Annotated in this window: 19 protein-coding genes and 1 pseudogene; 11 read left to right on the top strand and 9 right to left on the bottom strand. The window is 69.1% G+C overall.

Annotation, left to right across the window (positions count from 1 at the left end; all coding sequences use genetic code 11):
• The first annotated feature begins 24 nt into the window (after window positions 1-24).
• The 4 genes from IEZ15_RS34460 to IEZ15_RS34445 all read left to right on the top strand — a co-directional run bounded on the left by IEZ15_RS34460 (window position 25) and on the right by IEZ15_RS34445 (window position 4,405).
• The gene (locus IEZ15_RS34460; RefSeq protein ID WP_114248568.1) at window positions 25-903 is read left to right on the top strand and encodes an MHYT domain-containing protein; all 879 of its coding nucleotides are present in this window, start codon (window positions 25-27) and stop codon (window positions 901-903) included.
• 64 nt (window positions 904-967) lie between these two features.
• Window positions 968-3,514, top strand: a complete 2,547-nt coding sequence (locus IEZ15_RS34455) for a sensor histidine kinase (RefSeq protein ID WP_189280860.1) — start codon at window positions 968-970, stop codon at window positions 3,512-3,514.
• The gene (locus IEZ15_RS34450; protein WP_114248570.1) at window positions 3,511-3,948 is read left to right on the top strand and encodes a roadblock/LC7 domain-containing protein; all 438 of its coding nucleotides are present in this window, start codon (window positions 3,511-3,513) and stop codon (window positions 3,946-3,948) included. The genes IEZ15_RS34455 and IEZ15_RS34450 overlap by 4 nt, the downstream gene beginning before the upstream one ends.
• A 22-nt stretch (window positions 3,949-3,970) precedes the next feature.
• Window positions 3,971-4,405, top strand: a complete 435-nt coding sequence (locus IEZ15_RS34445) for a DUF742 domain-containing protein (RefSeq protein WP_189280872.1) — start codon at window positions 3,971-3,973, stop codon at window positions 4,403-4,405.
• A 111-nt stretch (window positions 4,406-4,516) separates the two neighbouring features.
• Here the strand turns inward: IEZ15_RS34445 and IEZ15_RS34440 are convergent, their stop codons facing one another.
• Both IEZ15_RS34440 and tatA read right to left on the bottom strand, forming a co-directional pair.
• Window positions 4,517-5,092, bottom strand: a complete 576-nt coding sequence (locus IEZ15_RS34440; RefSeq protein WP_189280859.1) for a TerD family protein — start codon at window positions 5,090-5,092, stop codon at window positions 4,517-4,519.
• A 159-nt stretch (window positions 5,093-5,251) separates the two neighbouring features.
• Window positions 5,252-5,437 carry a Sec-independent protein translocase subunit TatA gene (tatA, locus tag IEZ15_RS34435; RefSeq protein ID WP_189280858.1) on the bottom strand — a complete coding sequence of 62 codons (186 nt, stop codon included), beginning with the start codon at window positions 5,435-5,437 and terminating at the stop codon, window positions 5,252-5,254.
• Between the two features lie 188 nt (window positions 5,438-5,625).
• Here tatA and IEZ15_RS34430 point away from each other — a divergent pair, with 188 nt between their 5' ends.
• A complete protein-coding gene (locus IEZ15_RS34430; protein ID WP_229846309.1) occupies window positions 5,626-7,116 on the top strand; it encodes an LCP family protein in 1,491 nt (496 codons plus the stop codon).
• 28 nt (window positions 7,117-7,144) lie between these two features.
• On the opposite strand, the gene IEZ15_RS34425 is transcribed toward IEZ15_RS34430, so the two are convergent.
• Genes IEZ15_RS34425 through IEZ15_RS34415 form a run of 3 tightly spaced genes read right to left on the bottom strand, consistent with a single transcriptional unit; the run spans window position 7,145 to window position 10,756 of the window.
• On the bottom strand, window positions 7,145-7,690 hold the full coding sequence (locus IEZ15_RS34425) for a GNAT family N-acetyltransferase (RefSeq protein WP_189280856.1): 546 nt from the start codon (window positions 7,688-7,690) through the stop codon (window positions 7,145-7,147).
• Entirely contained in the window at window positions 7,687-10,407 is a 2,721-nt protein-coding gene (gene mgtA / locus IEZ15_RS34420; protein ID WP_229846308.1) for a magnesium-translocating P-type ATPase, read from the bottom strand. The genes IEZ15_RS34425 and mgtA overlap by 4 nt, the downstream gene beginning before the upstream one ends.
• Window positions 10,391-10,756, bottom strand: coding sequence for an ArsR/SmtB family transcription factor (locus IEZ15_RS34415; protein ID WP_114248576.1), 366 nt, complete (start codon window positions 10,754-10,756; stop codon window positions 10,391-10,393). The genes mgtA and IEZ15_RS34415 overlap by 17 nt, the downstream gene beginning before the upstream one ends.
• A 346-nt stretch (window positions 10,757-11,102) precedes the next feature.
• Here IEZ15_RS34415 and IEZ15_RS34410 point away from each other — a divergent pair, with 346 nt between their 5' ends.
• The 5 genes and pseudogenes from IEZ15_RS34410 (at window position 11,103) to IEZ15_RS34390 (ending at window position 14,777) form a co-directional block, all read left to right on the top strand.
• Window positions 11,103-11,729 carry a GTP-binding protein gene (locus IEZ15_RS34410; RefSeq protein WP_114248577.1) on the top strand — a complete coding sequence of 209 codons (627 nt, stop codon included), beginning with the start codon at window positions 11,103-11,105 and terminating at the stop codon, window positions 11,727-11,729.
• A gap of 143 nt (window positions 11,730-11,872) precedes the next feature.
• Window positions 11,873-12,286 carry a roadblock/LC7 domain-containing protein gene (locus tag IEZ15_RS34405; protein ID WP_189280854.1) on the top strand — a complete coding sequence of 138 codons (414 nt, stop codon included), beginning with the start codon at window positions 11,873-11,875 and terminating at the stop codon, window positions 12,284-12,286.
• Between the two features lie 137 nt (window positions 12,287-12,423).
• Window positions 12,424-13,479 carry a DUF6397 family protein gene (locus IEZ15_RS34400; protein ID WP_189280853.1) on the top strand — a complete coding sequence of 352 codons (1,056 nt, stop codon included), beginning with the start codon at window positions 12,424-12,426 and terminating at the stop codon, window positions 13,477-13,479.
• A gap of 41 nt (window positions 13,480-13,520) precedes the next feature.
• Complete coding sequence (locus IEZ15_RS34395) at window positions 13,521-14,009, top strand: GNAT family N-acetyltransferase (RefSeq protein WP_189280852.1); 489 nt, start codon at window positions 13,521-13,523, stop codon at window positions 14,007-14,009.
• A 154-nt stretch (window positions 14,010-14,163) separates the two neighbouring features.
• A pseudogene (locus IEZ15_RS34390) lies at window positions 14,164-14,777 on the top strand (LAETG motif-containing sortase-dependent surface protein).
• A 96-nt stretch (window positions 14,778-14,873) separates the two neighbouring features.
• Here the strand turns inward: IEZ15_RS34390 and IEZ15_RS34385 are convergent.
• Window positions 14,874-17,027 carry a SpoIIE family protein phosphatase gene (locus IEZ15_RS34385; RefSeq protein WP_189280851.1) on the bottom strand — a complete coding sequence of 718 codons (2,154 nt, stop codon included), beginning with the start codon at window positions 17,025-17,027 and terminating at the stop codon, window positions 14,874-14,876.
• Between the two features lie 243 nt (window positions 17,028-17,270).
• On the opposite strand from IEZ15_RS34385, the gene IEZ15_RS34380 reads away from it, so the two are divergent.
• Window positions 17,271-18,344 (top strand): enoyl-CoA hydratase/isomerase family protein, encoded by a 1,074-nt coding sequence (locus IEZ15_RS34380; protein WP_189280850.1) that lies wholly within the window; start codon window positions 17,271-17,273, stop codon window positions 18,342-18,344.
• A gap of 76 nt (window positions 18,345-18,420) precedes the next feature.
• Here IEZ15_RS34380 and IEZ15_RS34375 read toward each other — a convergent pair whose 3' ends face one another.
• From IEZ15_RS34375 to IEZ15_RS34365, 3 genes are all read right to left on the bottom strand, one after another.
• On the bottom strand, window positions 18,421-19,884 hold the full coding sequence (locus tag IEZ15_RS34375; RefSeq protein ID WP_189280849.1) for an L-fucose/L-arabinose isomerase family protein: 1,464 nt from the start codon (window positions 19,882-19,884) through the stop codon (window positions 18,421-18,423).
• Between the two features lie 83 nt (window positions 19,885-19,967).
• Window positions 19,968-21,446, bottom strand: a complete 1,479-nt coding sequence (locus IEZ15_RS34370; RefSeq protein ID WP_189280848.1) for a rhamnulokinase — start codon at window positions 21,444-21,446, stop codon at window positions 19,968-19,970.
• A 16-nt stretch (window positions 21,447-21,462) separates the two neighbouring features.
• Window positions 21,463-23,508, bottom strand: a complete 2,046-nt coding sequence (locus IEZ15_RS34365; protein ID WP_189280847.1) for a bifunctional aldolase/short-chain dehydrogenase — start codon at window positions 23,506-23,508, stop codon at window positions 21,463-21,465.
• Between the last annotated feature and the right edge of the window lie 25 nt (window positions 23,509-23,533).

Genomic DNA, 23,533 nt, shown 5'->3' with positions numbered 1-23,533 from the left:
CATCGCTACTAGCGTCCCCGATCCATGGGACACCTGGACCACGCCACCTTCGGCTGGCTGACACCTGCGCTGTCGTACGCGATGGCATGCATCGGCGCGGCACTCGGACTGAGCTGCACCGTGCGGGCACTCGACACAACCGGCCGTTCGCGCCGCAACTGGCTGATCACGGCCGCATCCGCCATCGGCTCGGGCATCTGGACGATGCACTTCGTCGCGATGCTCGGCTTCGGCGTGACCGGCACCGATATCCGCTACAACGTGCCACTCACCCTGCTCAGCCTGCTCGGCGCCATGGTGGTGGTCGGCGGCGGTGTCTTTGCCGTCGGCTACAGCCGCGACCGGACCAGGGCGCTGCTGCTCGGCGGGTTCGCCACCGGACTCGGCGTCGCCAGCATGCACTACCTCGGCATGGCGGCACTCCGTCTGCACGGCACGATCCACTACGACCCGCTGCGGGTCGCACTCTCGGTCGCCATCGCTGTCGTGGCCGCCACGGCGGCGCTGTGGGCGGCGCTCAACATCAAGTCACCCCGAGCCGTCGCGCTGGCTTCCCTCGTCATGGGGGCGGCGGTCAGCAGCATGCACTACACCGGAATGCTGGCGGTCTCCGTGCACGTCGCGCCCTCCGGAAGGGAACTTTCCGGGGCCACGACCATGCAGTTCATCTTTCCCCTGGCCGTCGGCCTGGGCTCCTACCTCTTCCTTACCTCGGCGTTCGTGGCGCTCTCCCCGACGGCCAGGGAACGCGCCGCCTACGTCTTCGCCGAACGCGCACAAGGACCCACCGAAACGGACTCATCCGCAGCCACAGAACACGGATTCACCGAGCGCGGGGCCGTCTTCCGGGCACGACGTGGCGACGTGAGTGACCACGACGTATCGCCGGCCACCACGCCCTGACGCCCTGCACCCGGCCGACCGGCACCTGCGACACACCCAGCTCCACACCCGGAACGAGGAGGCCATGCGCCCACCCCGCACGACCCCGGAAACCGGCGCGACGGCGACCCCCCGGCCCACCGCCGCACCGACGCGTGGACGCCGCGCGCACGCGGGCCCGCCGGCCGACGAGAGCACCGAACACGACGCGAGGCCGCTGCTGACACACGACACATCCGCGCCGCGCGGACGGTGGACGCTGCGTCCCAGGACCGTACGCGCGAAGATCATCTCGCTGCTGATGGTGCCGGTCGTCTCGCTGCTCGCCCTGTGGGGTTTCGCCACGGTCACCACCGCCCAGGACGTGGCACGGCTGCGCCAGCTGCAGCAGGTCGACGACGAGGTCCGGGCCCCCATGGCCACCGCTGTCGCGGCACTCCAGAGCGAGCGCCGGGCGGCCATGCTCCAGTCCGCGGCCCCCAGCAGCGCCCAGGCAGCCGCACTGGAGCGCCAGACCAAGCACACCGACATCGCGCTCGCAGCCCTGCGCCTCGACAGCGGCCACACCATCGCCGAGACCGGCAACCTCCCGCCCACCGTCGCCGACCGGCTCGACCGGTTCCTGGACCTCACCCACCGACTGCGCGCCGACAGGAGCGATGCGGGCGACGACGCCGTGTACGACCAGTACACCGCGGCCGTCTCCGCGGCCTTCGGCGTCTGCGGCGCCCTCACCGGAATCCAGGACGACGCACTCGGCTCGGACGCCCGAGTCCTGCTCGAACTCTCCCACGCCGACGAGATGCTGGCCCGCGAGGACGCCCTGCTGGCCACGGCCGCTCGCACCGGAACGCTCAAGGGCGGCCAACTGCGCCTGTTCACCGGAGCGGTGAATTCCCGAAGGAGCTTCACGGAGACCGCGGGTGCAGATCTGCCCGCCACCGAGCGGGCGGCCTGGCAGAGGTTCACCGCCGGGGACGTCTACCGCCAGATCCAGGCCGCCGAGGACAAGGTGCTTGCCGCGCCCGCCGGTCGCGATGCCGCGCAGGCAGTGCCCGCCACCGACTGGGAACGAGCAGCGGACCGCGTACGGAGCGAGCTGCGCACCATCGACACCACCGCCGGCCAACGCGCCGCCGGCCGGGCGAATCCGCTCGCCCGAGGACTGTTCAGCCCGTCCGGAGCCGCAGTCCTTTTCGGCTGCATCGCCGTCGCCGCCTCACTGGTGATCTCCGTGCGCATCGGCCGCGGACTCGTCGTCGAACTCGTCAGTCTCCGCAACAGCGCCCTGGAGATCGCCCGCCGCAAACTGCCCCGCGCCATGCAACGGCTACGTGCGGGCGAGGAACTCGACATCGGGGCCGAGGCCCCGCAGGGCCCGGCCGCCCATGACGAGATCGGCCAGGTCGGCGAGGCACTCGGCACAGTGCACCGGGCAGCCCTCAGCGCCGCCGTCGAACGGGCCGAACTCGCCGACGGCATCTCCGGAGTCTTCGTCAACCTCGCCCGGCGCAGCCAGGTGCTGGTCCACCGCCAGCTCAACCTCCTCGACAGCATGGAACGCCGCGCCGACGACCCAGACGAGCTGAGCGATCTCTTCCGGCTCGACCACCTCACCACCCGGATGCGACGGCACGCCGAGAGCCTGATCATCCTGTCCGGGGCGGCGCCGGGACGGGCCTGGCGGATGCCCGTACCGCTGACCAACGTCGTACGCGCCGCCGTCTCCGAGATCGAGGACTACGCCCGCGTGGAGGTACGGCAACTGCCCGACGCCGCGGTGAAGGGCACAGCCGTCGCCGACCTCACCCACCTGCTGGCCGAGCTCATCGAGAACGCCGCACAGTTCTCACCGCCCCACACCAAGGTGCGCATCAGCGGCGAGCCCGTGGGCAACGGCTACGCCCTGGAGATCGAGGACCGCGGCCTGGGCATGGGCAACGAACTCCTCGGCGAGGCGAACCGGCGCATCGAACAGGCGGAGGCACTCGACCTCTTCGACAGCGACCGACTCGGCCTCTTCGTCGTCAGCCGGCTCTCCGTACGTCACCACATCAAGGTTCAGCTGCGCACCTCGGCGTACGGCGGGACGACTGCGGTGGTTCTGCTGCCAACGGCACTGCTGCAGACCGCACTTCCGGCGGCCGAGGCGCCGGCCGCGCCGGAGAACGCCTCGGTCGAGCGCCAGGACGACCGGGACCGCCCCTCTTTCGGACCCGTACCCGGCTCCCGTGCGGTGCGACCGCGGACCACTGCCTTCCCGGCGCCGGTACCGGTACCCGCGCTCGAGTCCCGCACGCAGCCCGCTGCCGCGGTCACCTCGCTGCGCGGGCGTCCGGGCGGAACGGACGAGCACAAGGGGGAGGTCCACTCGGAGGAGCAGCCCGACGACGGCACGCTGCCGCGCCGTGTGCGGCAGGCCAGCCTCGTTCCGCAATTGCGCGAGGAGCCCCGTCCCGACGAGCCACACGGCGACCCGAACGACAAGGGTCGCCCCCCGGAGCGCACCCCCGAGCAGGCCCGGGACCGCATGACCGCTTACCGCAATGGCTGGGTGCGCGGCGGCGGCACATCGTTGCCCCGCCCGGACACCACCTACCCCCGTCCAGGCAGCGAAGGAGACCATGCATGATCGCGAACGAGAGGACCGGGGTACGCCACACCTCGGGCGAACTCGACTGGCTGCTGGACGATCTGGTGGCACGGGTCGGCGAGGTCCGCCACACCGTCGTGCTTTCCGGCGACGGCCTCGCGGTGGGTGCCTCCAGTGCCCTCAGCCGCGAGGACGCCGAGCATCTGGCTGCCGTGGCCTCCGGATTCCACAGCCTGGCCAAGGGCGCGGGACGCCATTTCCGGGCGGGGAACGTACGCCAGACCATGGTCGAGATGGACGAGGGCTTTCTGTTCGTCGCGGCAGCGGGCGATGGGTCGTGCCTTGCCGTTCTCAGCACGGCCTTCGCCGACATCGGACTGGTCGCCTACGAGATGGCCCGGCTCGTCAAACGGGTGGGTGAGCATCTGCGTACCCCGCCGCGGTTCGCCGCACCTCCGTCGGCTGTCGGCTGAGAGGACGGAGACAGCCGTGCCCATGACCGAGGAGGGCCCGGGAGGCATCCCGCGGACCTCAGGCCCACACACACGTCCGGGCAGCCAGTGGTACGACGCCGATGCCGGCCCGCTGGTCCGCCCCTACGCCGTGACGGGCGGCCGGACCGAACCGGGCCCCACCGGCGTGCAGTTCGATGTGATCGCACTCGTCACCTTCGACGACAACGCACCGGACGGCTCCGAGGAATCCCTGCTCGGTCCCGAACACCGGACCCTGCTCACCCTCTGCCGGTCGGAGACCCAGTCCGTCGCGGAGCTCTCCGCCGATGCCGACCTTCCGGTCGGAGTCGTACGCGTACTCCTCGGCGATCTGCTCGAAGCCGGCTACGTACGCGTGACCCGCCCTGTACCGCCCGCACAGCTGCCGGACGAACACATTCTTCGTGAGGTGATCAACGGTTTGCGGGCTCTGTAGGGGTACTTCGGTGTCGCGGTCGGGCCGTACGCGGAGCAGGCGGGCCTCTCTCCTCGCCCGGCGGAGGGAGGGGAGAGAGGCCGTGCTCGTCGAACCTACGGTGCCTCGGGGTCAGACATTGACCCCGTAGTCGGATGCGATACCGGCCAGGCCCGAGGCATAACCCTGGCCGACCGCACGGAATTTCCACTCCGCGCCGTGCCGGTACAGCTCGCCGAAGACCATGGCGGTTTCGGTCGAGGCGTCCTCGCTGAGGTCGTAACGGGCCAGCTCGACGCCGTTCGCCCGGTTCACCACGCGGATGAACGCGTTACGGACTTGGCCGAAGCTCTGACCGCGGCTCTGCGCGTCATGAATGGAGACCGGAAAGACTATCTTCGCGACATCCGCCGGCACAGCCGCCAGGTCCACATTGATGGACTCGTCGTCGCCCTCGCCCTCACCGGTCAGATTGTCGCCGGTGTGCTGGACCGAACCGTCCGGGCTCGTCAGGTTGTTGTAGAAGACGAAGTGCAGGTCGGAGAGGACCTTGCCGGCATCCGAGCACAGCAGTGCGCTCGCGTCCAGGTCGTGATCCGCCCCCGTCGTCGTCCGAACGTCCCAGCCCAGGCCGACCGTCACTGCGGTCAGGCCGGGCGCCTCCTTCGACAAGGAGACGTTGCCGCCCTTGGCCAGGGTCACACCCATGAACTTCCTCCATTGATCCAGTGGTCCAACGATTCGGTGATCAGCGCTTCTTCGGCCGTCATAGGGGCCAACGACGGTGCCTCGCCCGTGGTTCCCTCGCTTGCGCAATCCCTGAAGTGACCGGCTGGGAGGGGCGCCGTACGTCGGTGAGCCGATGCCTCATGTGCGTGGGTCGGTACCGGGACTCACATCGGTCTCCTTCATGGCCTTCGCCTCACTCTTCAGGATCCGCATGGATTTGCCCAGGGCGCGGGCCGTGTCCGGCAGCTTTTTCGAGCCGAACAGTGCGATGGCCACAATCGCCACGATCAACAGGTGCCAGGGTTCGAGGCCGTTGCGCAACATGTATGTCCCGCCCTTCCTTTCGGTGTCTTGGCCGGTGTTTCCGCTCGGGGTCCGCGGACAGTGCTTCAGGCTGTCTGTGGCAGGTGCGTTGATCCACTCGAACAGCGATACTTGCTACATTGCGCAACTGTACAACCATGGGGTGGCGGAGCTCGTCCCTCACGGAAGCCGGACGGACGGGGTGGCCGATGACAGGAAGTCACAATTCAGCAGCGGGCAAGCGAAGGGGCAGTCGGCTGCGGCGAACAGCCATGTTCGGGCTGTCGTTCCTCGTGCTGCTTGTCGCGGGCGTCGGGTGGGCCTACCTCGAACTGAACGGCAGCATCGACACCTTCAGCGCGGACGGGATCTCGGACGACCGGCCGCCCGGCTCGTCGAACGGGCAGAACGTCCTGGTCATCGGATCGGACTCGCGCGCGGGCGACAACAGCAAGCTGGGCGGCGGCGAGGGTACGGTGGGGCGCTCCGACACCGCGTTCCTTCTCCATGTGTACGCCGACCGCAAACACGCGGTCGCCGTGTCCATTCCCCGTGACTCCCTGGTCGACATCCCGGCCTGCAAGATGCCGGGCGGCGAGTGGACCGCGCCGCAGCACGACGTGATGTTCAACGGTGCGTTCTCGGTGGGGGAGACGGCCGAGGGAAACCCGGCCTGCACCCAGAACACGGTCGAGCAGCTCACCGGTCTGCGCGTCGACCACACCGTCGTCATCGATTTCGCCGGATTCTCCGCACTGACATCGGCCGTCGGGGGCGTTCCGGTATGTCTGCCCAAGGACATCTACCAGCGAGACCTCAGCCCGAAGCGGCCCACACAGGGTGCCCGGATCTTTGCGAAGGGTCCGCAGACAGTCTCCGGTCAGCAGGCACTCGACTACGTCCGGCTCCGGCACGGCATCGGCGACGGCTCGGACATAGGGCGGATCAAGCGTCAGCAGGCATTTGTGGCCTCCCTCATCAAGAAGGTCAAGTCCCGGGGAATGAACCCCACCACATTGCTGCCCCTCGCCGACGCGGCCACTGACGCGATGACCGTCGACCCCGGGCTCGGGTCGGCCGACCGGCTTCTGTCGTTCGCCATGTCGATGAAGAACATCGACCTGCACAACACCAAGTTCGTCACTGTCCCCTGGCGTTACGAGGGCTCGCGCGTCGCGATAGTCGAACCGGACGCCGACGCGCTCTGGGCAGCGCTGAAGGCCGACCGTACGGTCGACGGCCAGGACGCCGGTGGCAAGGGACCGGCCGAGGGCAGAGAGACAGCGAGCGGCCCGGCGTCGCCCGCGGCCACCGCCCCGGTCTCCGGCACGGGCATCAGCATCGCCGTCTACAACGGCACCACAGTCAGGGGACTCGCGGCCCGGGCCTCCGAACTTCTGCGCGCCCGAGGCTTCACCGTCACCACCACGGCCAATGCGAGCAGCCAGGACCACGCCTCGACCGTCATCGAGTACGGACCGGGCCTGCGGAACGAGGCAGAGACCACCGCACGGCTCTTCGCCGGAGCCCGGACGACCGCGTCCGAAACCGCCGGAATCCAGGTGATCCTCGGCAGTTCCTACGCCCAGAACCCATCGTTCGCACCCGGGACCCCGGCACCCTCCGCCGTGCCGCCCACCGTCGCCGCCGGCGCGCGGTCGGCCGACGACGACCCGTGTGCGGACCTCTCGTACGGCTGACTCCCCCGCAGCGGTGCGAAGGAGGCGCTCAGAGCGGCGCCGGGACCGTCCGGAGCTGCAGCGCCGGGTGACGGGGGGCCACGAAGCCGTAGGACTCGTACAGAGCGGCGCCGTCCCCTGTGGCGTTCAGACCGACCACTGTGACATGGGCCTCCTCGCGGAACCAGGCGAGGAGGGCCTCGAGGCAGACACGGGCATGTCCACGGCGGCGCCGGCGGGGATCGGTGCTGACATTGGATACGTGCCCGTGCAGTCCGCTCGGATTCGCCGGGCTGGGGGCATGCGCATCGCATGTCCCGACAGCGCTGGAGACGGTGCCGAGCTCGGGGTCGTCGACCAGGAATGCGGCGAATGTGTCGGGCCGACGCAGCCGCTCGGTGAACCACTGCGCGGAGGCCTCCCGCCACGGGGCATCGGGACCGCCCGTCTCCATCCCCATGTCGGCCAGCATCAGTCCCCGCAGCCGTACCAACGCGGGCACATCGTCGAGCGTGGCGCGGCGAGCACGCACCTGACCGCCACCGACGCCCGTACTCGTGCCGGACTCCAGGTGGTCGATGCGCGAGGGGGTCATGAGAATCTCCACTTCCGTTCGTAGCAGGTACGGGCCGCCGACAGTCCGCATGTGTACAGGGCCAGCACCGTTGCGAGCAAAAGGAAATAGAGCGGTGGCAGCGCACTCATGCCCAGCAGCGGACCGAGCGGAGTGAGCGGCAGCAGCAGGCCGACCACCGCAAGACCGGATGCTGCCGCCCGCAGCGGGCCGCCGCTGCGGCCCTCGGCAGTGCGGCGGCCCGTACGGAGCAGCAGCATCACCAGAGCCTGGGTGAGCAGGTTCTCGGTGAACCAGCCGGAGTGGAACGCCTCCTGCCCGCCCGATGCCGCCGAACCGTGCAATGCGTAGGCGAGCACTGCGAACGTCGCCAGGTCCGCGGTGGCGTTCAGCAGACCGAAGCCCGTGATGAAGCGGAGGAAATCGCGCGGACGCAGCACCGTGGGCCGTCGCAGCACCGCAGGTGCGGGCCGGTCGAACGCGAAGGCGAGCTGCGCCGCGTCGAAGCACAGGTTCTGCACCAGGACCTGTGCCGGAAGCATCGGCAGGAACGGCAGCATCAGCCCCGCGGCAAGCATCGCGATGACGTTGCCGAGGTTCGACGAGAGAGTGATGCGCAGATACGTGGCGATGTTCCCGCTGCAGTGCCGGCCGGCCGTGATCGCATGATCGATGGCCGCAAGGTCCTTCTCGGCGAGCACCACATCGGCGGTCTCCCGCGCCACGTCGACGGCGTTCCTCGGGCAGATGCCGACATCGGCCGCGTGCATCGCGGGCAGATCGTTGACGCCGTCGCCGAGGAATCCGGTGGTGTGCCCGACAGTACGCAGCGCGGAGACGATCCGGGCCTTGTGCTCGGGCGTGCAGCGGGCGAAGACGGTGGCGCGGTCCGCGGCCTCCGCGAGCTCCCCGTCCGACAGTGCGTCGATCCGTTCCGCGGAAACGACCTCGCCCGGATCGAGGCCCAGGTCCCGGCAGGCGCGAGCGACGGTCCCCGGATTGTCGCCGGTGAGCACCTTCACGGCGACGCCGCGGTGTTCAAGCACGTCCAGCGCCTGTGTGGCGCTCGGCGTGAGCGCGTCCCGCAGAGCGACGAACCCGAGGAAGGCCAGCCCCCGTTCGTCGGCCGTCGTGTACGTACCGAGCCGGGCGGGCCGCTCGCTACGGGCCACCGCGAGCAGCCGCAGACCGTCCGCGGCCTCGCGCGCGGCCAGGGCCCTCAGCCGGTCCCGTTCGGCACCGTCCAGGGCGCACCGGTCGAGTACTGCCTCCACTGCCCCTTTCGTGACGAGGGTGTGGGTGCCGAGCCTGCCGGGGCTGCGGAGGACCGCGGTGGCGAGGCGCCGCACCGGATCGAACGGCAACGCGGTCACCCCGTCGTACGCGGACAGCGCCCCCTCCTGCTCTTCGGTGGCGTCCAGAACCGCCTCGTCCAGTGCGTCGGGGGCGGGCAGTTCAGCGAGCTGCAGCGTCCAGAGTGCGTTCACCGCGGCCCAGTGCAGCACCTCGGGATCGGGCCGGCCTGCTCCGTTCAGCGACCGTTCGACGACCGGCCGGTCCTGGGTGAGGGTTCCGGTCTTGTCCAGACACAGCACGTCGATCGCGCCCAGATCGTGCAGAGCGGGCAGCCGTTTGACGATCACTCCGTGGTCCCGGGCGAGCAGCGAGGCGCCCCTGGCCAGCACCGTCGTGACGATCACCGGCAGCATCTCCGGAGTCAGCCCGACCGCCACCGCGACGGCGAACGGCAGCGTCTCCAGACCGCGGCCACGCAGTGCCGCGTTGGCCATCAGCACCAGGGGCGGGGTGAGCAGCATGAACCGGATCAGCGTCGAGGAAATCCCCTGCACCGAACGGTCGAAGGCGCTCGTGCCCCGGCGGCGTGCCGAACTGTCGTACGCGGCGGCGAACCGGGTGCCTGTACCCGTGGCCGTCACCACCGCCGTACCACTGCCCGAAGCCACGCTGCTTCCCTGAAAGCACAGCTCGGGCCGCGCGAACAGCCCGGCCTCGCCACCGGACCCGGCGTCGGCGGTGCGGTGCCCGTCCGGAGTATCGACGGGCTGTTTGGCGACCGGCACCGACTCGCCCGTGAGGGCCGACTGATGCACGGTCAGGCCGCTCGCACGCAGGAGCCGCACATCGGCAGGCACGAGATCTCCCGGACCGAGTCTGATCACATCGCCCGGCACCAGCTCCCCGACCGGCATCTCGCGCGCCAGTGGCGCGGCGTCCGGACCGGTGCGGCGCAGCACGGTCGCGGTGGTCGCCACCAGCTCCCGCAGCGCGGCCGTCGAACGGTCGGCCCGATGCTCCTCCGCGGAGCGCAACAGACAGCTGACGACCACGAGCGCCAGCGTCACGGCAGCCGTGCCCCATGAGGCCACCGCTGTCGAGACCAGACCCAGACACAGGAGCACCGAGGTGAACGGATCCCGCAGGCTGCGTACGAAGCGACGGGGCCAGGAGACCGGACGCCAGGCCGGCAGGGTGTTCTCGCCGAACCGTGCCAGCCGTTCCTCCGCCTGTGCCTCCAGCAGCCCGCGCGGCCCGCTGTCCAGCGAGCGGAGAACCTGCAAGGAGGTCGGTGCGGCAACCTGCGAAGCGGGCGGCGCGACGCCAGGGGCGGCGCTCCGGCCGACCGCCGTGCCCGCTGTCGGCACGATCACGGCGGACGACTGGACGGGATCGGTGCTGCCGGGACCTGCGGCGGCACTGTGCTCAGGCACCGAGCTCACGGAGGCGTACGGGGTGCGCGGGCGCATGTCCGGCGCGTTCGGCGAGCTGGCCGACCATCAGCCGGACGACCGTCACCACGTCGGGGTCGTCGACCAGGTACACCTGCCGGCGGCCTTCGCGGCGTGACCGTACGAGACCGGCCAGTTTCAGCTTCGTCAGATGCTGGCTCACCGAAGGAAGGGTGCCGCCCACCCGGTCCGCGAGGCCGGTCACATCGCTCTCGCCCTGGGAGAGGGCCCACACGATGTGCAGGCGCGCAGGCGTCGCCAGCAGGCCGAAGGCGGCAGCCGCCTCCACCAGTACCTCCGCGGGCGGATCCTCGAAACCGCCGTCGGCAGCTGTCGACACTCTTGCTCTCCCTGTCCGCGTGGGCCATTCCTCGCACCCGAAATACCCAGTGTAGGCGCCGGACTGCCGCCGTCCGCGGGCCCGTGTGTTTGTGAGCGGCTCGTGTGCTCACGACCGGGAACGGCAGGCGCACTCCGTCAGACGCATCGGATTGTGGACTCATCCGGGCAGTGAGTGAGCTGGAACGGTCACATCGCTAAAAAAGCGATCCCTTCCCACGGGGCAGGTTCTCGTTTGCCATGCTGTCGCCGTACTCATGCTGACGTTCCACGGAATTTGAGCCCTTCAAGACAGCTCTGACCTGCGTATTCAGCGTCTTGGGACTCACTGGTGAGAGAAGTGATCGATGCCTTCCGAGCATGCTGACACCACCCACGGAGAGACGGCCGGGGAGGCCGCGGAAACCGACTCCCTCGCACTGAAGATATTGGTCGCGGGAGGCTTCGGGGTCGGGAAGACGACGCTGGTCGGCGCGGTCAGTGAGATCCGGCCGCTGCGGACGGAGGAACTCCTCAGCGAGGCCGGACAGTCGGTCGACGACACCGACGGGGTCGAGCAGAAGACCACGACTACCGTCGCCATGGATTTCGGACGCATCACTATCCGGTCCGGTCTCTCGCTCTATCTGTTCGGCACACCGGGACAGGACCGTTTCTGGTTTCTGTGGGACGAGCTCTCCCAAGGGGCGCTCGGGGCCGTCGTCCTCGCCGACACCCGGCGCCTGGAGGATTGTTTCCCGTCCGTCGACTACTTCGAGCACCGCGGCATCCCCTTCGTCGTAGCGGTCAACTGCTTCGCGGGCGCCCGCGCCTACGGCGAACGCGAAGTGTCCCGTGCCCTGGACCTCGACCTCGGCACGCCCGTCGTCCTGTGCGATGCGCGCGACCGGGACTCCGGCAAGGAAGTCCTGATCCGCATGGTCGAATACGCCGGCCGGATGCACACCGCCCGGCTCCTCGACTCGGTGAGCTGACCCTCCCGGCGCACATCTGTTGCGCGCCAAGGGGCCACGACCCAGCCACATGGCCGAGGAGTGCTTGCCCGTACGTGACCAGTGCGCGAGGCTTACGCGAAACGTGGGGCACGGGGAACGCATGAGCGGGGAGGAGCGGGGAAATGGCGCTGGACAGGGAACTCGACTGGCTCCTTGACGATCTAACGAGCAGGGTCGAGCACATACGGCACGCGTTGGTGCTGTCGAACGACGGGCTGGTGACCGGAGCGAGTACAGGCCTGGCGCGTGAGGACGCGGAGCATCTCGCAGCGGTCTCGTCCGGGCTGCAGAGCCTCGCCCGCGGATCGGGACGCCACTTCCGCGCAGGGAAGGCCCGGCAGACCATGGTGGAATTCGACGAGGCACTGCTCTTTGTGACGGCCGCAGGGGACGGCAGCTGTCTGTGTGTGCTGAGCGCGGCCGAGGCCGACGTCGGTCAGGTCGCGTACGAGATGACGCTGCTCGTGAACAGAGTCGGAGAGCATCTCGGTGTTGCCGCGCGGCAGGCGGAAAGCGAAGGAATCAAGCGGACTTGACCCGGCCATGGGGGTTATCCACAGGCCGGGCGGGCGATGACTTCCCGGGCTACGGTGCTCACAGAGAGTAAGTGAGTCTCACGGGGGAGAGCATCATGACTGTTACCGAAGCTGTGTGTGCGCATACCGCAAGCACGATGGCTGTGGGCACAGCAGCCCAGGAACTTCAGCTGAAGCGCGGCGAGTTCGCCATCGCCGTACATGTGGGTCTGGTCCGCGTGCTGGTGCAGCAGGGTGGCGGAAGGCCGAGGGTCCGCAGGGAGGAGGTCGACCGGCTGCGGTCGCAGGACGGGTTCCCGGAGGCGCTGCGGGAGAGGGTGCACACCGTCGGGACGGCGAAAGGCGCCCAACTGCTCGGGATCAGTCCGGACCGCTTCACCAAGCTGGCCCGTGCGGGATGCCTCACGCCGATCACGTTCTATCTCAACCGGTACCGGGCGGTGGTCTGGCTCTATCTCGCCCAGGAGCTTGCGGAGTTCGCCGCCAGGGAGTCTCAGCTCCTGGTGGGGAAGAGCCCGGCCTGGGTGCGTAGCCGGTTGGAGGGAGGCGCCGACCTCCGTGCGCGCAACTGGCGCTCGCGCCGCATCGAACGGCTGCTGAGCCTCACGGAGGACCCCTGGGCCCGCGCGGCCGTGCTCGCGGGCACGCTGGACCCGGTGCAGTTGGCAGAGGTGGTCGACGATCCGTACGAGCGCGCCTACCTCACAAGGATCCGGCCCGAACCGGTTTTCGGGCCGATGGGGTCGCCTTCTGCTGGGGAGGCCGTGGGGCGCCTGATGCAGGCCGACGAACCGGACGAGATGCTGTGGCGGCGGGTCGGCCTGATCATGGAACTGGACAACGCCCGGGAGGCCAGGCCGGCCCCGCGTCCGGGCGACGAGTGGCGCCCAGGCCCCGGTAACGAGCTCGGGCTCGGGCTCGAGAGGGTGCAGGAACCGGAGCCCGAGCCCGTCGCTGGGCCCGAACCTGTCTCGGTCTCCGAACCCGTCCAGGTCTTCAGCCCCGACCCGGCACTCGGTCCTGTCCCGGCGCCCGAGCCCGCACCGACCTTCGTTCCTGTACGCGATGCCGATCCGGTACGCGGTCCGTCGGCCGATCCTGCACCTGCGCCGACAGCGGCTTCAGAAGCCGCACTTGGGCTGCTTGCCCGGCTCGGTCTGCGTAGGCGCGCATCCCGGCGTCCTTTCCGGTAAACAACTCGCGCAGGGAGAACAACACCGGCATCCTGGCCCACATGCTGATCAGGGAAGCCACTGCCGAGGACTGGCCTGCCATCTGGCCGTTCTTTCACGAAATCGTCGCCGCTGGCGAGACCTTCACCTACCCGCTCGATCTCGGTGAGGACGACGCCCGTTCCTGGTGGCTCCTCGAGTCGCCGAACCGCACGGTCGTCGCAGCCGACGACGACGGGGCCATCCTCGGCACGGCAAAGATGAACAACAACCACATGGGCAACGGCGCGCACATCGCCAGCGCCAGTTACATGGTCGACCCCAAGCGTTCCGGACAGGGTGTGGGCCGGGCCCTGTGCGCGTACACGCTGGAATGGGCTCGCTCATCGGGGTTCCGCGCCATGCAGTTCAACGCCGTGGTGGAGACGAACACCTACGCTGTCCGGCTCTACCGCTCGCTCGGCTTCGAAATCCTGGGAACCCTGCCCGAAGGGTTCAACCATCCGAAACAGGGATTCGTCGGACTGCACATCATGCACCGCCCTCTGTGACAGCCGCCTTGGCCGTCATGTCTCGAGCGGTGGTGATGTGGGGTCAGTTGTGACTTCGCATGCTTCGTGGGGCGGGTGCGTGCGTAGCTATCGGGGGCAGTACTGTGCGCCCCACCGCAATTCGGGCGATGAGGCTCATGCGGAGGAAGAATTCATGACCATACCCAGGAGATCGTTGCGTGCAGGGGGGAAACTCGCGGCCGCAACGGTGGTCGGCCTGACCGGCACGGTCCTCTCCGCCGGCCCGGCCGCAGCTCACACCCCCACCTGGGCCGTGACCTGCACCGAGGTGAGCCTTGACCTGACTGCCTACAACGGCAACGTCACCAATCAGGTGACCGTCGACGGCAAGACCTCCTACCCACCGAGACTTTCGGCAGGGAGCTCCACAAGAAGCTCGAGCTGCCCAAGCACGACAAGGAAATGACGGTTCACCTCGTCATCAAGGCCGGCGACGGCGACAACTTCTCGCGCGACGAGACCAAGCTGGCACCGATGTGCGAGGGCACCACCCCGTCGCCCGCGCCGCCCGACGCCACGCCGTCGCAGGGCCCCTCCCCGGAGGCACCCGTCAAGAGCGCCACGCCCAGCGAGGCAGCTTCGGAGTCCGCCCCTGCCGCGGCCTCTCCGAGCCCCAGCTCGCCGGACCTGGCCGAGACGGGTTCCTCGTCCACCACTCCGATCATCGGTGGAGCGGCTGTGGCCGTCCTGCTGGCCGGTGGCGGCAACATGTGGTCCGTGCGCAAGCGTCGTACCGCACAGCAGTGACGTAGACCGGTGGTCCTGGCGCAGGAGTGTGCCAGGACCACCGGCCGAGGGGTGTGTCGTCCCGCACGCAGGACGACACACCCCTCTGCGCTTTCGTCACACCTGCTCCTGCTCCTGCTCCTGCTCCGCGGGCGGCAGCGGGGGAGTAGAGGTGGGCGGCGCCGACGGACCGATCTCGCACCAGACGGCCTTCCCTTCGCCGCGAGGCTCGATGCCCCAACGGGCGGCGACGGCATCCAGGAGCAGCAGGCCTCGACCCGATGTCGCGGTCTCGCCAGGGCTGCGACGTCTCGGCCACACGCTTGAACGGTCCTGAACCGACAGCCGGACCCGCCGGACGGGCTCCGGCAGCACCTCCAGAGTGAGTACCGCGCCACCTTCCGTGTGCAGAAGTACATTCACCAGCAATTCCCCGGTCACCAGCTCGGCGTCGTCGGCGAATTCGGCCATGTCCCAGTCGGTCAGGGCCTGGCGCACGATGGTGCGGGCGTCGGACAGCCCCTCCGGGTCCGCCTGGTGGACGTACTGGTGCAACCGCGGAGCCCGAGGCGACCCCGGGTCCGGGCTGCGCCGCAGCACCAGCAGGGCGACATCGTCCCCCGAACCCCAACGCTCCCACAGCCGGTCCGACAGATGATCGGCCAGCGCCTGAGCGCCCGCAGGCCCCGCGCTGACCTCGTTGATCAGAGTCTGCACGCCTGTATCGACATCGACCCCCGGCTCTTCCACGAGTCCATCGGTGTACAGGACAAGGGTTTCGCCCGGCACCAGGTCGAGACGGGTCTCCGGAAACTCCTCGTCCTCGAAGTCGGTCGAAATGCCCAGGGGCAGACCGCCCCGCACCTGCGGGCTGCTGACCCGGCCGTCCGTGTGCCGGATCAGCGGTCCGAAGTGCCCGGCCCGCACCACACGCACGGTCCCCGAGGCGAGATCGACCTGGGCGTACGTACACGTCGCGAAGCGTTCCGTGTCCAGCTCGGCGAGGAAGCGTGAGGCCCGGGCCAGCACCGTCGACGGATGGTGTCCCTCACCGGCGTACGCGCGCAGGGCGATACGCAACTGGCCCATGATGGCGGCGGCATGCGTGTCATGGCCCTGCACGTCACCCACGACGATGCCGAAGCGGTTCATCGGCAGCGCGATCACGTCGTACCAGTCCCCGCCTACCTGGCGTCCGCTCCAGGCCGCGTGATAGCGCACGGCTATCTCGCCGCCCTCGATCTCCTGGACCCGCCGCGGCAGCATGGTCGACTGGAGGCCGGTGGCGAATTCGCGCTCCTCGTCGAAGAGCTTCGCCCGCTGCAGGGACTGGGCCACGATGGCAGCCAGTCCCAGAGACAGATTGCGCTCATCAGCGTTGAAAGTCGTGTTTTCGTGGTAGAAGAGCGCCAGGGTGCCGAGGGAACGCGCCTGGGCGACGAGCGGCAGATAGGCGGCCGCGCGGAATTCCAGCCGCCCCGCGTAGGGAGTCAGCACGGGATAGTGGTGGATGAGTGCCGGGACCGAGGTCAGGAACCGGGGGCGGCCGCTGAGAATTGCGTCGGCCAGGGGGTACCTCCGGTCCAGACCCGTGGACCCGAGCTCGTCGATCGCCTCCAGTGGGTCGCCGCTCAGGGCGATGACGTTCAGTGTGGCGTTCTCGACCAGACCGAGTGCGAGGCCGTCCGCGCCGAGCCGGTCCAGCCCGCCCGGTCCGGTGAGCGCGGCGGTCACATCATCCACGGTCACCGCATGTGACAACGCGCTCGTTGTGCGTTCAATAATGCTGGTCTGGCGCTGTCGCCGCTTCTCCAGGTCCCGCACGAAGGCCGAATGGGTTACCTCCGCCGTCGCGTCCCGTACCACCCCGACGACTCGATGCGCCCAGCCGTCATCGCTGCGCAGTATCCGGGCCTGGACATGGGTCCACTGGTCCCTGCCGTCGTCGAGCGGTACCCGGAAGTGCACGCTGTACGAGCTGCGCCCACCCTTGACCGCCTCGTCGATCGCCGCATTGAGTCTGGTCCGCTCCGAGGGTTCGAGCCGTTCCAACAGGGACTCGGGCCGTGAGTCGAAGGCCAGTGGGTCCAGCCCGAAAACCAGCAGGCCCGCTTCATCGATGTCGAGCGAGTGGGCATCCATGTCCCACTCGAAACTGCCCGTCCGATTCATGGCAAGCCGCTGCGCCGTCGCGGTCTCGCCGTTGTGCGTCTTCTCGATCAGCAGGCGGGGCGGGACGGACGTGCTCGGTTGCCGGTCGTAATCGGTCATTCCTGCTCCGGACGTCTTCCGGCGGGGCAGCCGGGCGGCACGGCCCGTACGGGGTGTCTCAATTGTCGAACCCGTTCCGGCAGGCTGCCACAGCGGACACCCGGCAAAAACCGGGCTGAGGGCCGATTCGGGCGGCCTCCGCACCCCTGCTGCCCGAGCCCGGGACCCGCCCCGCAGAATGGCAGCGGAAGATCGTCCGCGATCGGTGGGCGATACGGCACAGGGGCTGACCGGAGCGCATTCATGAACCACGACGATCCCGTCCTGCTGCACACCGAAGGACGCATCCGGCACATCACGCTCAACCGCCCGCGCGCCCTCAACGCGCTGAACCACGCCATGGTGGCGCACATCGACGGAGCACTCGCCGAAGCCGAGCTCGACGACACCGTCGCCGCGGTCCTGATCACCGGGGCAGGGGAGCGTGGCCTCTGCGCCGGCGGCGACATCCGCTCGATCCACGAGGACGCCCGCGCGGGCGGCGGCACATCGATCGACTTCTGGCGTGACGAGTACCGGCTCAACGCCCGTATCGCCCGATTCCCCAAGCCGTATGTCGCGATCATGGACGGCATCGTGATGGGCGGCGGCGTCGGTGTCTCGGCCCACGGCGACGTCCGGATCGTCACCGAACGCTCGCGCATCGCCATGCCCGAGACCGGCATCGGCTTCGTCCCCGATGTGGGCGGGACGTACCTGCTCGGTGCCGCGCCCGGTGAGCTCGGCACCCATCTGGCGCTCACCGCGGATGCGGTCGGCGCAGGTGATGCGCTGCTGTGCGGGCTCGCCGATCACTTCGTACCGTCGCAACGCCTTGCCGAGCTCACCAGGGCCCTCGCCGCCTGCGGTACGGCTGCCGAGATCGAGGAGACGGTGCGGAGATTCGCCTCGCCCGCGCCGGGCGGCGAACTGGATGCGCACCGCGAGTGGATCGATTCGTGCTACCGGGCCGACTCCGTCGAGGAGATCCTCGACAGCCTCGACAACAGCGGTGTCCCCGCTGCCAAGCAGGCCGCCGAGACGATCCTGGCCAAGTCGCCCACCGCGCTCAAGGTGACACTCTCCGCCCTGCGCAGGGCTCGCAGGCTCGACAGCCTGGAGGCGGTGCTCGACCAGGAGTACCGGACTTCGTGCACCGCCTTCACCAGGCCCGACCTGGTGGAAGGCGTGCGTGCCCAGATCATTGACAAGGACCGCAATCCCCGGTGGAGCCCGGCGGATCTGGCCGAGGTCTCCGAGGCCGACGTGGCGCTCTTCTTCGCCACGCTGGGCGACCGAGAACTCGGCCTGGACTCCGGTTCCCGAGCGACGGACTGATCTGGCGAATACGGACTGGGGCAGGCCGGGGCGGACGAAGACGGAACTGAGACGGACCGGGACGGCGGAGGCCGGTTCAGAGGTCGTTGGGGCCGGTGACGGTGCGGAACGGGATGCCGAGGAGGTCTGCCGCGGCCTTGAGGTCCTTGGCGCGGTGGCCGGTGCAGAGAGTCCAGTGGTGGCCGATGCCGGTCGAGGACCAGGCGTCGGTCCACTCGCCAGGGTCGAAGCCGAAGTCGACGCGGGAGGTGGTGTTGCCGATCTCCAGCAGGGGTCCCGGGACTACTTCGCCCTCGGAGGCGATGAACGCAAAGGTGCCGTCCGCCTCCTGACCGATGCCGAACGTGGTGACCGGACCGTGTTTGACGTCGAACTCGACGCTGACGCCCCATCCGCGTTTGCCGTGGTACACGCCCAGCCCGCGCAGCAGCGGATCCTTCGCGCTGATCGCGAGGTGGGCGGGGCCGTCGTGGCCCATCTCGACGACCCGGTCGCGGAAGTTGAGAGCCTGGAGCTCGGTGAAGGAACCGCCGGCGCCGATGGTGTCGGCGATCAGCATGGCGAGGCTGGTGCGCAGCTCGTACTCACCGGCCATCGGGATGCCTCGGGCGGTCAGCAGCGACGCGCCGAGGATCATGCCCGCGCCGAGCCGCTCGTGGATTTCGCCCTCGAGTCCGCGGTGGTAGTAGGCGAGGCTGTCGAGCTCGAAGTCCTCGACGAGCCGGTCGAGTCCGACCGAAACCCGGGCGGCCCAGGCGAGATCGTCCTCGCCTACGGAGTCGTCGAGGGTGAAGACCGTACGCGCGAGCGCGATGCGTTCGGCGGCCTCCTCGTCCGTCACGGCGGCGACTCTGACCCGCAGGTCGTCGAATTCGAGGACTTCGACGTGTCCGCCGAACTGGGTGGAGACCAGCGTCATATCGGTGGAGACATCGAGCATCCCTGGGTAGAGGTGGCCCATCAGCCCGTGCCGGCCGTGGCGCATGGCGCCGCGCACCTGCGCGGCCGAGATCCAGCGACGGATCCGGTTCCAGGCGTTCTCGTCGTGCAGATGGCCGGAGACGGAGCGGAAGGGGATACCGCTTCGCCGGAAAACATTGGCGACCTCCGGCAGCGGGCACTGTCCGCAGTACGCCAGCCACTTGCCGGTGTCGGTGTTCGGGTGGTCCATCGCCTGGGTCGGCTGGAGGTCGATGACCAGTACCGGGGTGCGGGTGCGCTGGGCGATCGGCAGGACCATCGAGGCCGTGAGATATGTCGTCAGGAACATCACGACGATGTCGCAGTCGGCCCTGCGCAGCTGTTCCGCCGCCGTGGCGGCCTCCTGCGGGTCGGAGATGAAGCCGGCGTCGGCGACCTCGCAGCCCATCTCCTCGAACCGCCCGGTCACGAAGCGCGCCGATCCCTGCAGCTGGTCGAGGAGGCCGGGGAACTGCGGCCAGTACGCACCGAGTCCACCGGAGACCAGACCGACACGCGTGCGGCGACGCGTGGTGCGGGCGAGCACGCCGTCGAGCACGGCGGGAGATACATCAGTCATGAGTTTCCTTCCTTCGTCATCCATCGAGTACCCGGGCTTCCGTGGAGAGGGGCCCGGGTTCCCGGTGTCGAGGTGTCCAGGACTCAGGCCGGCTCCAGCCTTGCGGCAGCCCGGTCCCAGGCCTGTTGATCTCCCTGAGGGGTGTAGTGGCGCAATTCCTGCGTCTGCGCGACGAGTCGTCGCATGTCCATGAGGTCGCCGACCAGGCCATGGGTGCGTGCCTGCAGCAGTACGTTCCCGAGCGCGGTCGCCTCGGCGGGACCGGCCGTGACCGGGAGGCCGGTGGCATCCGCGGTCCACTGGCACAACAGCTCGTTGCGTGAACCCCCGCCGACGAGATGGATCCGGGTCAGCTCCCGCCCCGCAAGACCGGCGGCCTGCCGCAACGTCCTGCGATGCGCCAGCGCCAGGCTCTCCAGCACACACCGCACATACCCGCCGGGAGTGTCGGGCGGTTTCTGTCCGGTCCGTACGAGATGGGCGTCCATGCGCGACGGCATGTCACCCGGGGCGAGGAACGTCTCGTCGTCGGGGTCGATCAACGCGGCGAACGGCCGGGCACGGGCCGCATCTGCGAGCAGTTCGGCCAGGCCCGGAGCCGTACCCTGCCGCTCCCAGGCACGGCGGCACTCCTCCAGCAGCCACATGCCCATGATGTTGCGGAGATAGCGGATGGTGCCGTCCACCCCGCGCTCATTGGTGAAGTTTGCCGCCCGGGACTCCTCCGTCAGTACCGGGGCCGCCAGTTCCAGACCTGCCAACGACCAGGTGCCACAGGACACATACGCGAATCCGGGCTCGACCGCGGGCACCGAGGCGACCGCCGACGCCGTGTCGTGCGAAGCGACGGTCGTCACCGGTGTACCGGCCGGCAGCCCGGTGTACTCGGCAACATGCGGCAACAGTGTCCCCGCCGGGTCACCCGGCTCACGCAGGGGCGGAAACCAGGAACGCGCCAGACCCAGTCGGCCGATCAGCGCATCGGACCAGGTCCCGGCAGATGCATCGAACAGGCCGGTCGTCGACGCGTTGGTGATTTCCGCGCCAACCGTTCCGGTCAGCCAGTGCACCAGCAGATCGGGGATCAACAACATCGTCCGTGCCGCACCCCGGTGGGCACTCGCCTGATGCGCGGCGAGCTGGAACACCGTATTGAACGGTAGATGCTGCAAGCCGCTGACGGAGTACAGCTCCTGCGCCCCGCATTCGGCCAGCACTTGTTCGGCTGCCTGGCCGTTACGGCTGTCGCGGTAGTGGAACGGCAGCCCGAGCAGTGCCCCGTCGGCATCGAGAAGGCCGTAGTCGACCGCCCAGGTATCGATGCCGACGGAGGCGATCGGACCGCTGCGCGCAGCGGTCCGCAGACCGTCCAGCATCCCTTGGTACAGGGCGAGCACGTCCCACCGCAGCCCGTCCGGCAGCCGGACCGGGGTATTGGGGAAGCGGTGCGCCTCGGTCAGTACGAGCTTGCCGGGCCCGGCCCGGCCGGTGATCACCCGGCCGCTGGTGGCACCGAGGTCCACGGCCGCGAAGACCGCGTCGCTTGGTGACGTCACAGACATGGGACTCTCATCCGGGTCATCGCAGGAACGCCGCCGCCACACCGGCGTCGACGGGAATGTGAAGACCGGTCGTGTGCGTGAGGTCCCCGCCGGTCAGTGCAAAGACGGCGTTCGCGACGTGCTCCGGGAGCACTTCGCGCTTGAGGAGGGTCCGCTGGGCGTAGAACTCGCCGAGCTTCTCCTCCTCGATGCCGTACGTCGCCGCACGCTGGGCACCCCAGCCGGCCGCGAAGATCCCCGAACCACGCACCACACCGTCGGGGTTGATGCCGTTCACCCGGATCCCGTGCTCGCCCAACTCGGCCGCCAGCAGCCGCACCTGGTGAGCCTGATCGGCCTTGGTCGCCGAGTAGGCGATGTTGTTCGGGCCCGCGAACACCGCGTTCTTCGACGCGATGTAGACGATGTCGCCGCCGAGGTTCTGCGCCCGCATCACCCTGGCTGCCTCACGCGAGACCAGGAACGAGCCGCGCGCCATGATGTCGTGCTGAAGATCCCAGTCCCGGGCCGTGGTTTCGAGCAGCGGCTTCGAAATCGAGATCCCGGCATTGTTCACGACGAGATCCACACCGCCGAACGCGAGCACCGCCGCCTTGAACGCCCCGGCGATCTGCTCCTCACTGGTCACGTCGACCGTCACCGCGACAGCCTTGTCGGGCCCGCCGAGCTCCTGCGCCACCGAGGAGGCGTTCTCCGCATTCAGGTCCGCGACGACGACACACGCCCCCTCCGCGACCAGCCGGTGCGCGATGGCCTTGCCGATACCGGACCCCGCACCCGTGACCAGCGCCACCCGGGTGGCCAGTGGCTTGGGCTCCGGCATCCGGCGCAGCTTGGCCTCCTCCAGTTCCCAGTACTCGATCCGGAACTTCTCGGACTCCTCGATCGGCGCGTACGAGGAGACGGCCTCGGCGCCGCGCATCACATTGATGGCATTGAGGTAGAACTCCCCGGCGACCCGGGCAGTCTGCTTGTCCTTGCCGAAGGAGAACATGCCGACTCCGGGCACCAGCACGATTGCCGGGTCCGCGCCGCGCATCGCGGGGGAGTCGGGGGTTGCGTGACGCTCGTAGTACGCGCGATACGCCTCCCGGTACTCCCTGTGCAGTTCCTTCAGGCGTGCCGCAGCCTCGTCCAGCGGGGAGTCCGCGGGCAGGTCGAGGACCAGTGGGCTGACCTTCGTACGGAGGAAATGGTCGGGGCACGAGGTGCCGAGCGAGGCGAGCCGCGGGTGTTCGATGCGGGAGAGGAAGTCCAGCACGGGCTCCGTCTCGGTGAAGTGGCCGACCTGCGGACGGTCGGTTGAGGCCAGACCGCGGATCAGCGGGGCGAGCGCGGCGGCTCGCTCCCGGCGCTGCTCCTCGGCGAGGGCCTCCCGGCCCGCCCACACGGGGCCGAACGGTTCCGTCTTGCCCTGCTCCTGAAGGAATGCCTCAGCGGTGCGGATCATCCACAGCGCGTTGTGCTCGCATTCCTCGGACGTCTCGCCCCAGGCCGTGATGCCATGGCCACCGAGGATCACACCGACGGCCTGCGGGTTGGCCTCCTTGACCGCGGCGATGTCCAGACCTAGCTGGAACCCGGGCCTGCGCCAGCCCACCCAGGCCACCTTGTCGCCGAAACACTCCGCCGTGAGCTTCTCACCGTCGGCGGAGCACGCCAGCGCGATCCCCGAGTCCGGATGCAGATGATCGACATGCGCGGCCTCGACCAGTGCGTGCATCGCCGTGTCGATGGACGGAGCGGCGCCGCCCTTGCCGTGCAGGCAATAGTCGAACGCCGACACCATCTCGTCCTCGCGCTCCATCCCCGGATACACGTTCTTGAGCGCGCGCACCCGGTCCAGGCGCAGCACGGCGAGACCGGCCTCGGTCAGAGTGCCGAGATCACCACCGGACCCCTTGACCCACAGCAGCTCGGTCTCGCCGCCGGTGACCGGGTCGGTGGCGGTGGCCTTGACCGATGTATTGCCACCTGCGTAGTTGGTGTTGCGGGCGTCGGAGCCGATCCGGTGGGCGCGCTCCAGGAGCGCGGCGACTTCGGCGTGGGTCGCGGACGTCATGAGATTCCTTCGGTGTCGGGGGTCG

Source organism: Streptomyces atratus, assembly GCF_014648655.1.
Classification (GTDB): domain Bacteria; phylum Actinomycetota; class Actinomycetes; order Streptomycetales; family Streptomycetaceae; genus Streptomyces; species Streptomyces atratus.
The sequence above is the reverse complement of the archived record's forward strand: the minus strand, read 5'-3'. Positions and strand labels throughout refer to the sequence as shown.

Bases quoted from the DNA above. Each gene is read 5' to 3' on its own strand.
- IEZ15_RS34460 (WP_114248568.1), top strand. From the start codon at position 25: ATGGGACACCTGGACCACGCCACCTTCGGCTGGCTGACACCTGCGCTG.
- IEZ15_RS34455 (WP_189280860.1), top strand. From the start codon at position 968: ATGCGCCCACCCCGCACGACCCCGGAAACCGGCGCGACGGCGACCCCC.
- IEZ15_RS34450 (WP_114248570.1), top strand. From the start codon at position 3,511: ATGATCGCGAACGAGAGGACCGGGGTACGCCACACCTCGGGCGAACTC.
- IEZ15_RS34445 (WP_189280872.1), top strand. From the start codon at position 3,971: ATGACCGAGGAGGGCCCGGGAGGCATCCCGCGGACCTCAGGCCCACAC.
- IEZ15_RS34440 (WP_189280859.1), bottom strand. From the start codon at position 5,092: ATGGGTGTGACCCTGGCCAAGGGCGGCAACGTCTCCTTGTCGAAGGAG.
- tatA (WP_189280858.1), bottom strand. From the start codon at position 5,437: ATGTTGCGCAACGGCCTCGAACCCTGGCACCTGTTGATCGTGGCGATT.
- IEZ15_RS34430 (WP_229846309.1), top strand. From the start codon at position 5,626: ATGACAGGAAGTCACAATTCAGCAGCGGGCAAGCGAAGGGGCAGTCGG.
- IEZ15_RS34425 (WP_189280856.1), bottom strand. From the start codon at position 7,690: ATGACCCCCTCGCGCATCGACCACCTGGAGTCCGGCACGAGTACGGGC.
- IEZ15_RS34410 (WP_114248577.1), top strand. From the start codon at position 11,103: ATGCCTTCCGAGCATGCTGACACCACCCACGGAGAGACGGCCGGGGAG.
- IEZ15_RS34405 (WP_189280854.1), top strand. From the start codon at position 11,873: ATGGCGCTGGACAGGGAACTCGACTGGCTCCTTGACGATCTAACGAGC.
- IEZ15_RS34400 (WP_189280853.1), top strand. From the start codon at position 12,424: ATGGCTGTGGGCACAGCAGCCCAGGAACTTCAGCTGAAGCGCGGCGAG.
- IEZ15_RS34395 (WP_189280852.1), top strand. From the start codon at position 13,521: ATGCTGATCAGGGAAGCCACTGCCGAGGACTGGCCTGCCATCTGGCCG.
- IEZ15_RS34385 (WP_189280851.1), bottom strand. From the start codon at position 17,027: ATGACCGATTACGACCGGCAACCGAGCACGTCCGTCCCGCCCCGCCTG.
- IEZ15_RS34380 (WP_189280850.1), top strand. From the start codon at position 17,271: ATGAACCACGACGATCCCGTCCTGCTGCACACCGAAGGACGCATCCGG.
- IEZ15_RS34375 (WP_189280849.1), bottom strand. From the start codon at position 19,884: ATGACTGATGTATCTCCCGCCGTGCTCGACGGCGTGCTCGCCCGCACC.
- IEZ15_RS34370 (WP_189280848.1), bottom strand. From the start codon at position 21,446: ATGTCTGTGACGTCACCAAGCGACGCGGTCTTCGCGGCCGTGGACCTC.
- IEZ15_RS34365 (WP_189280847.1), bottom strand. From the start codon at position 23,508: ATGACGTCCGCGACCCACGCCGAAGTCGCCGCGCTCCTGGAGCGCGCC.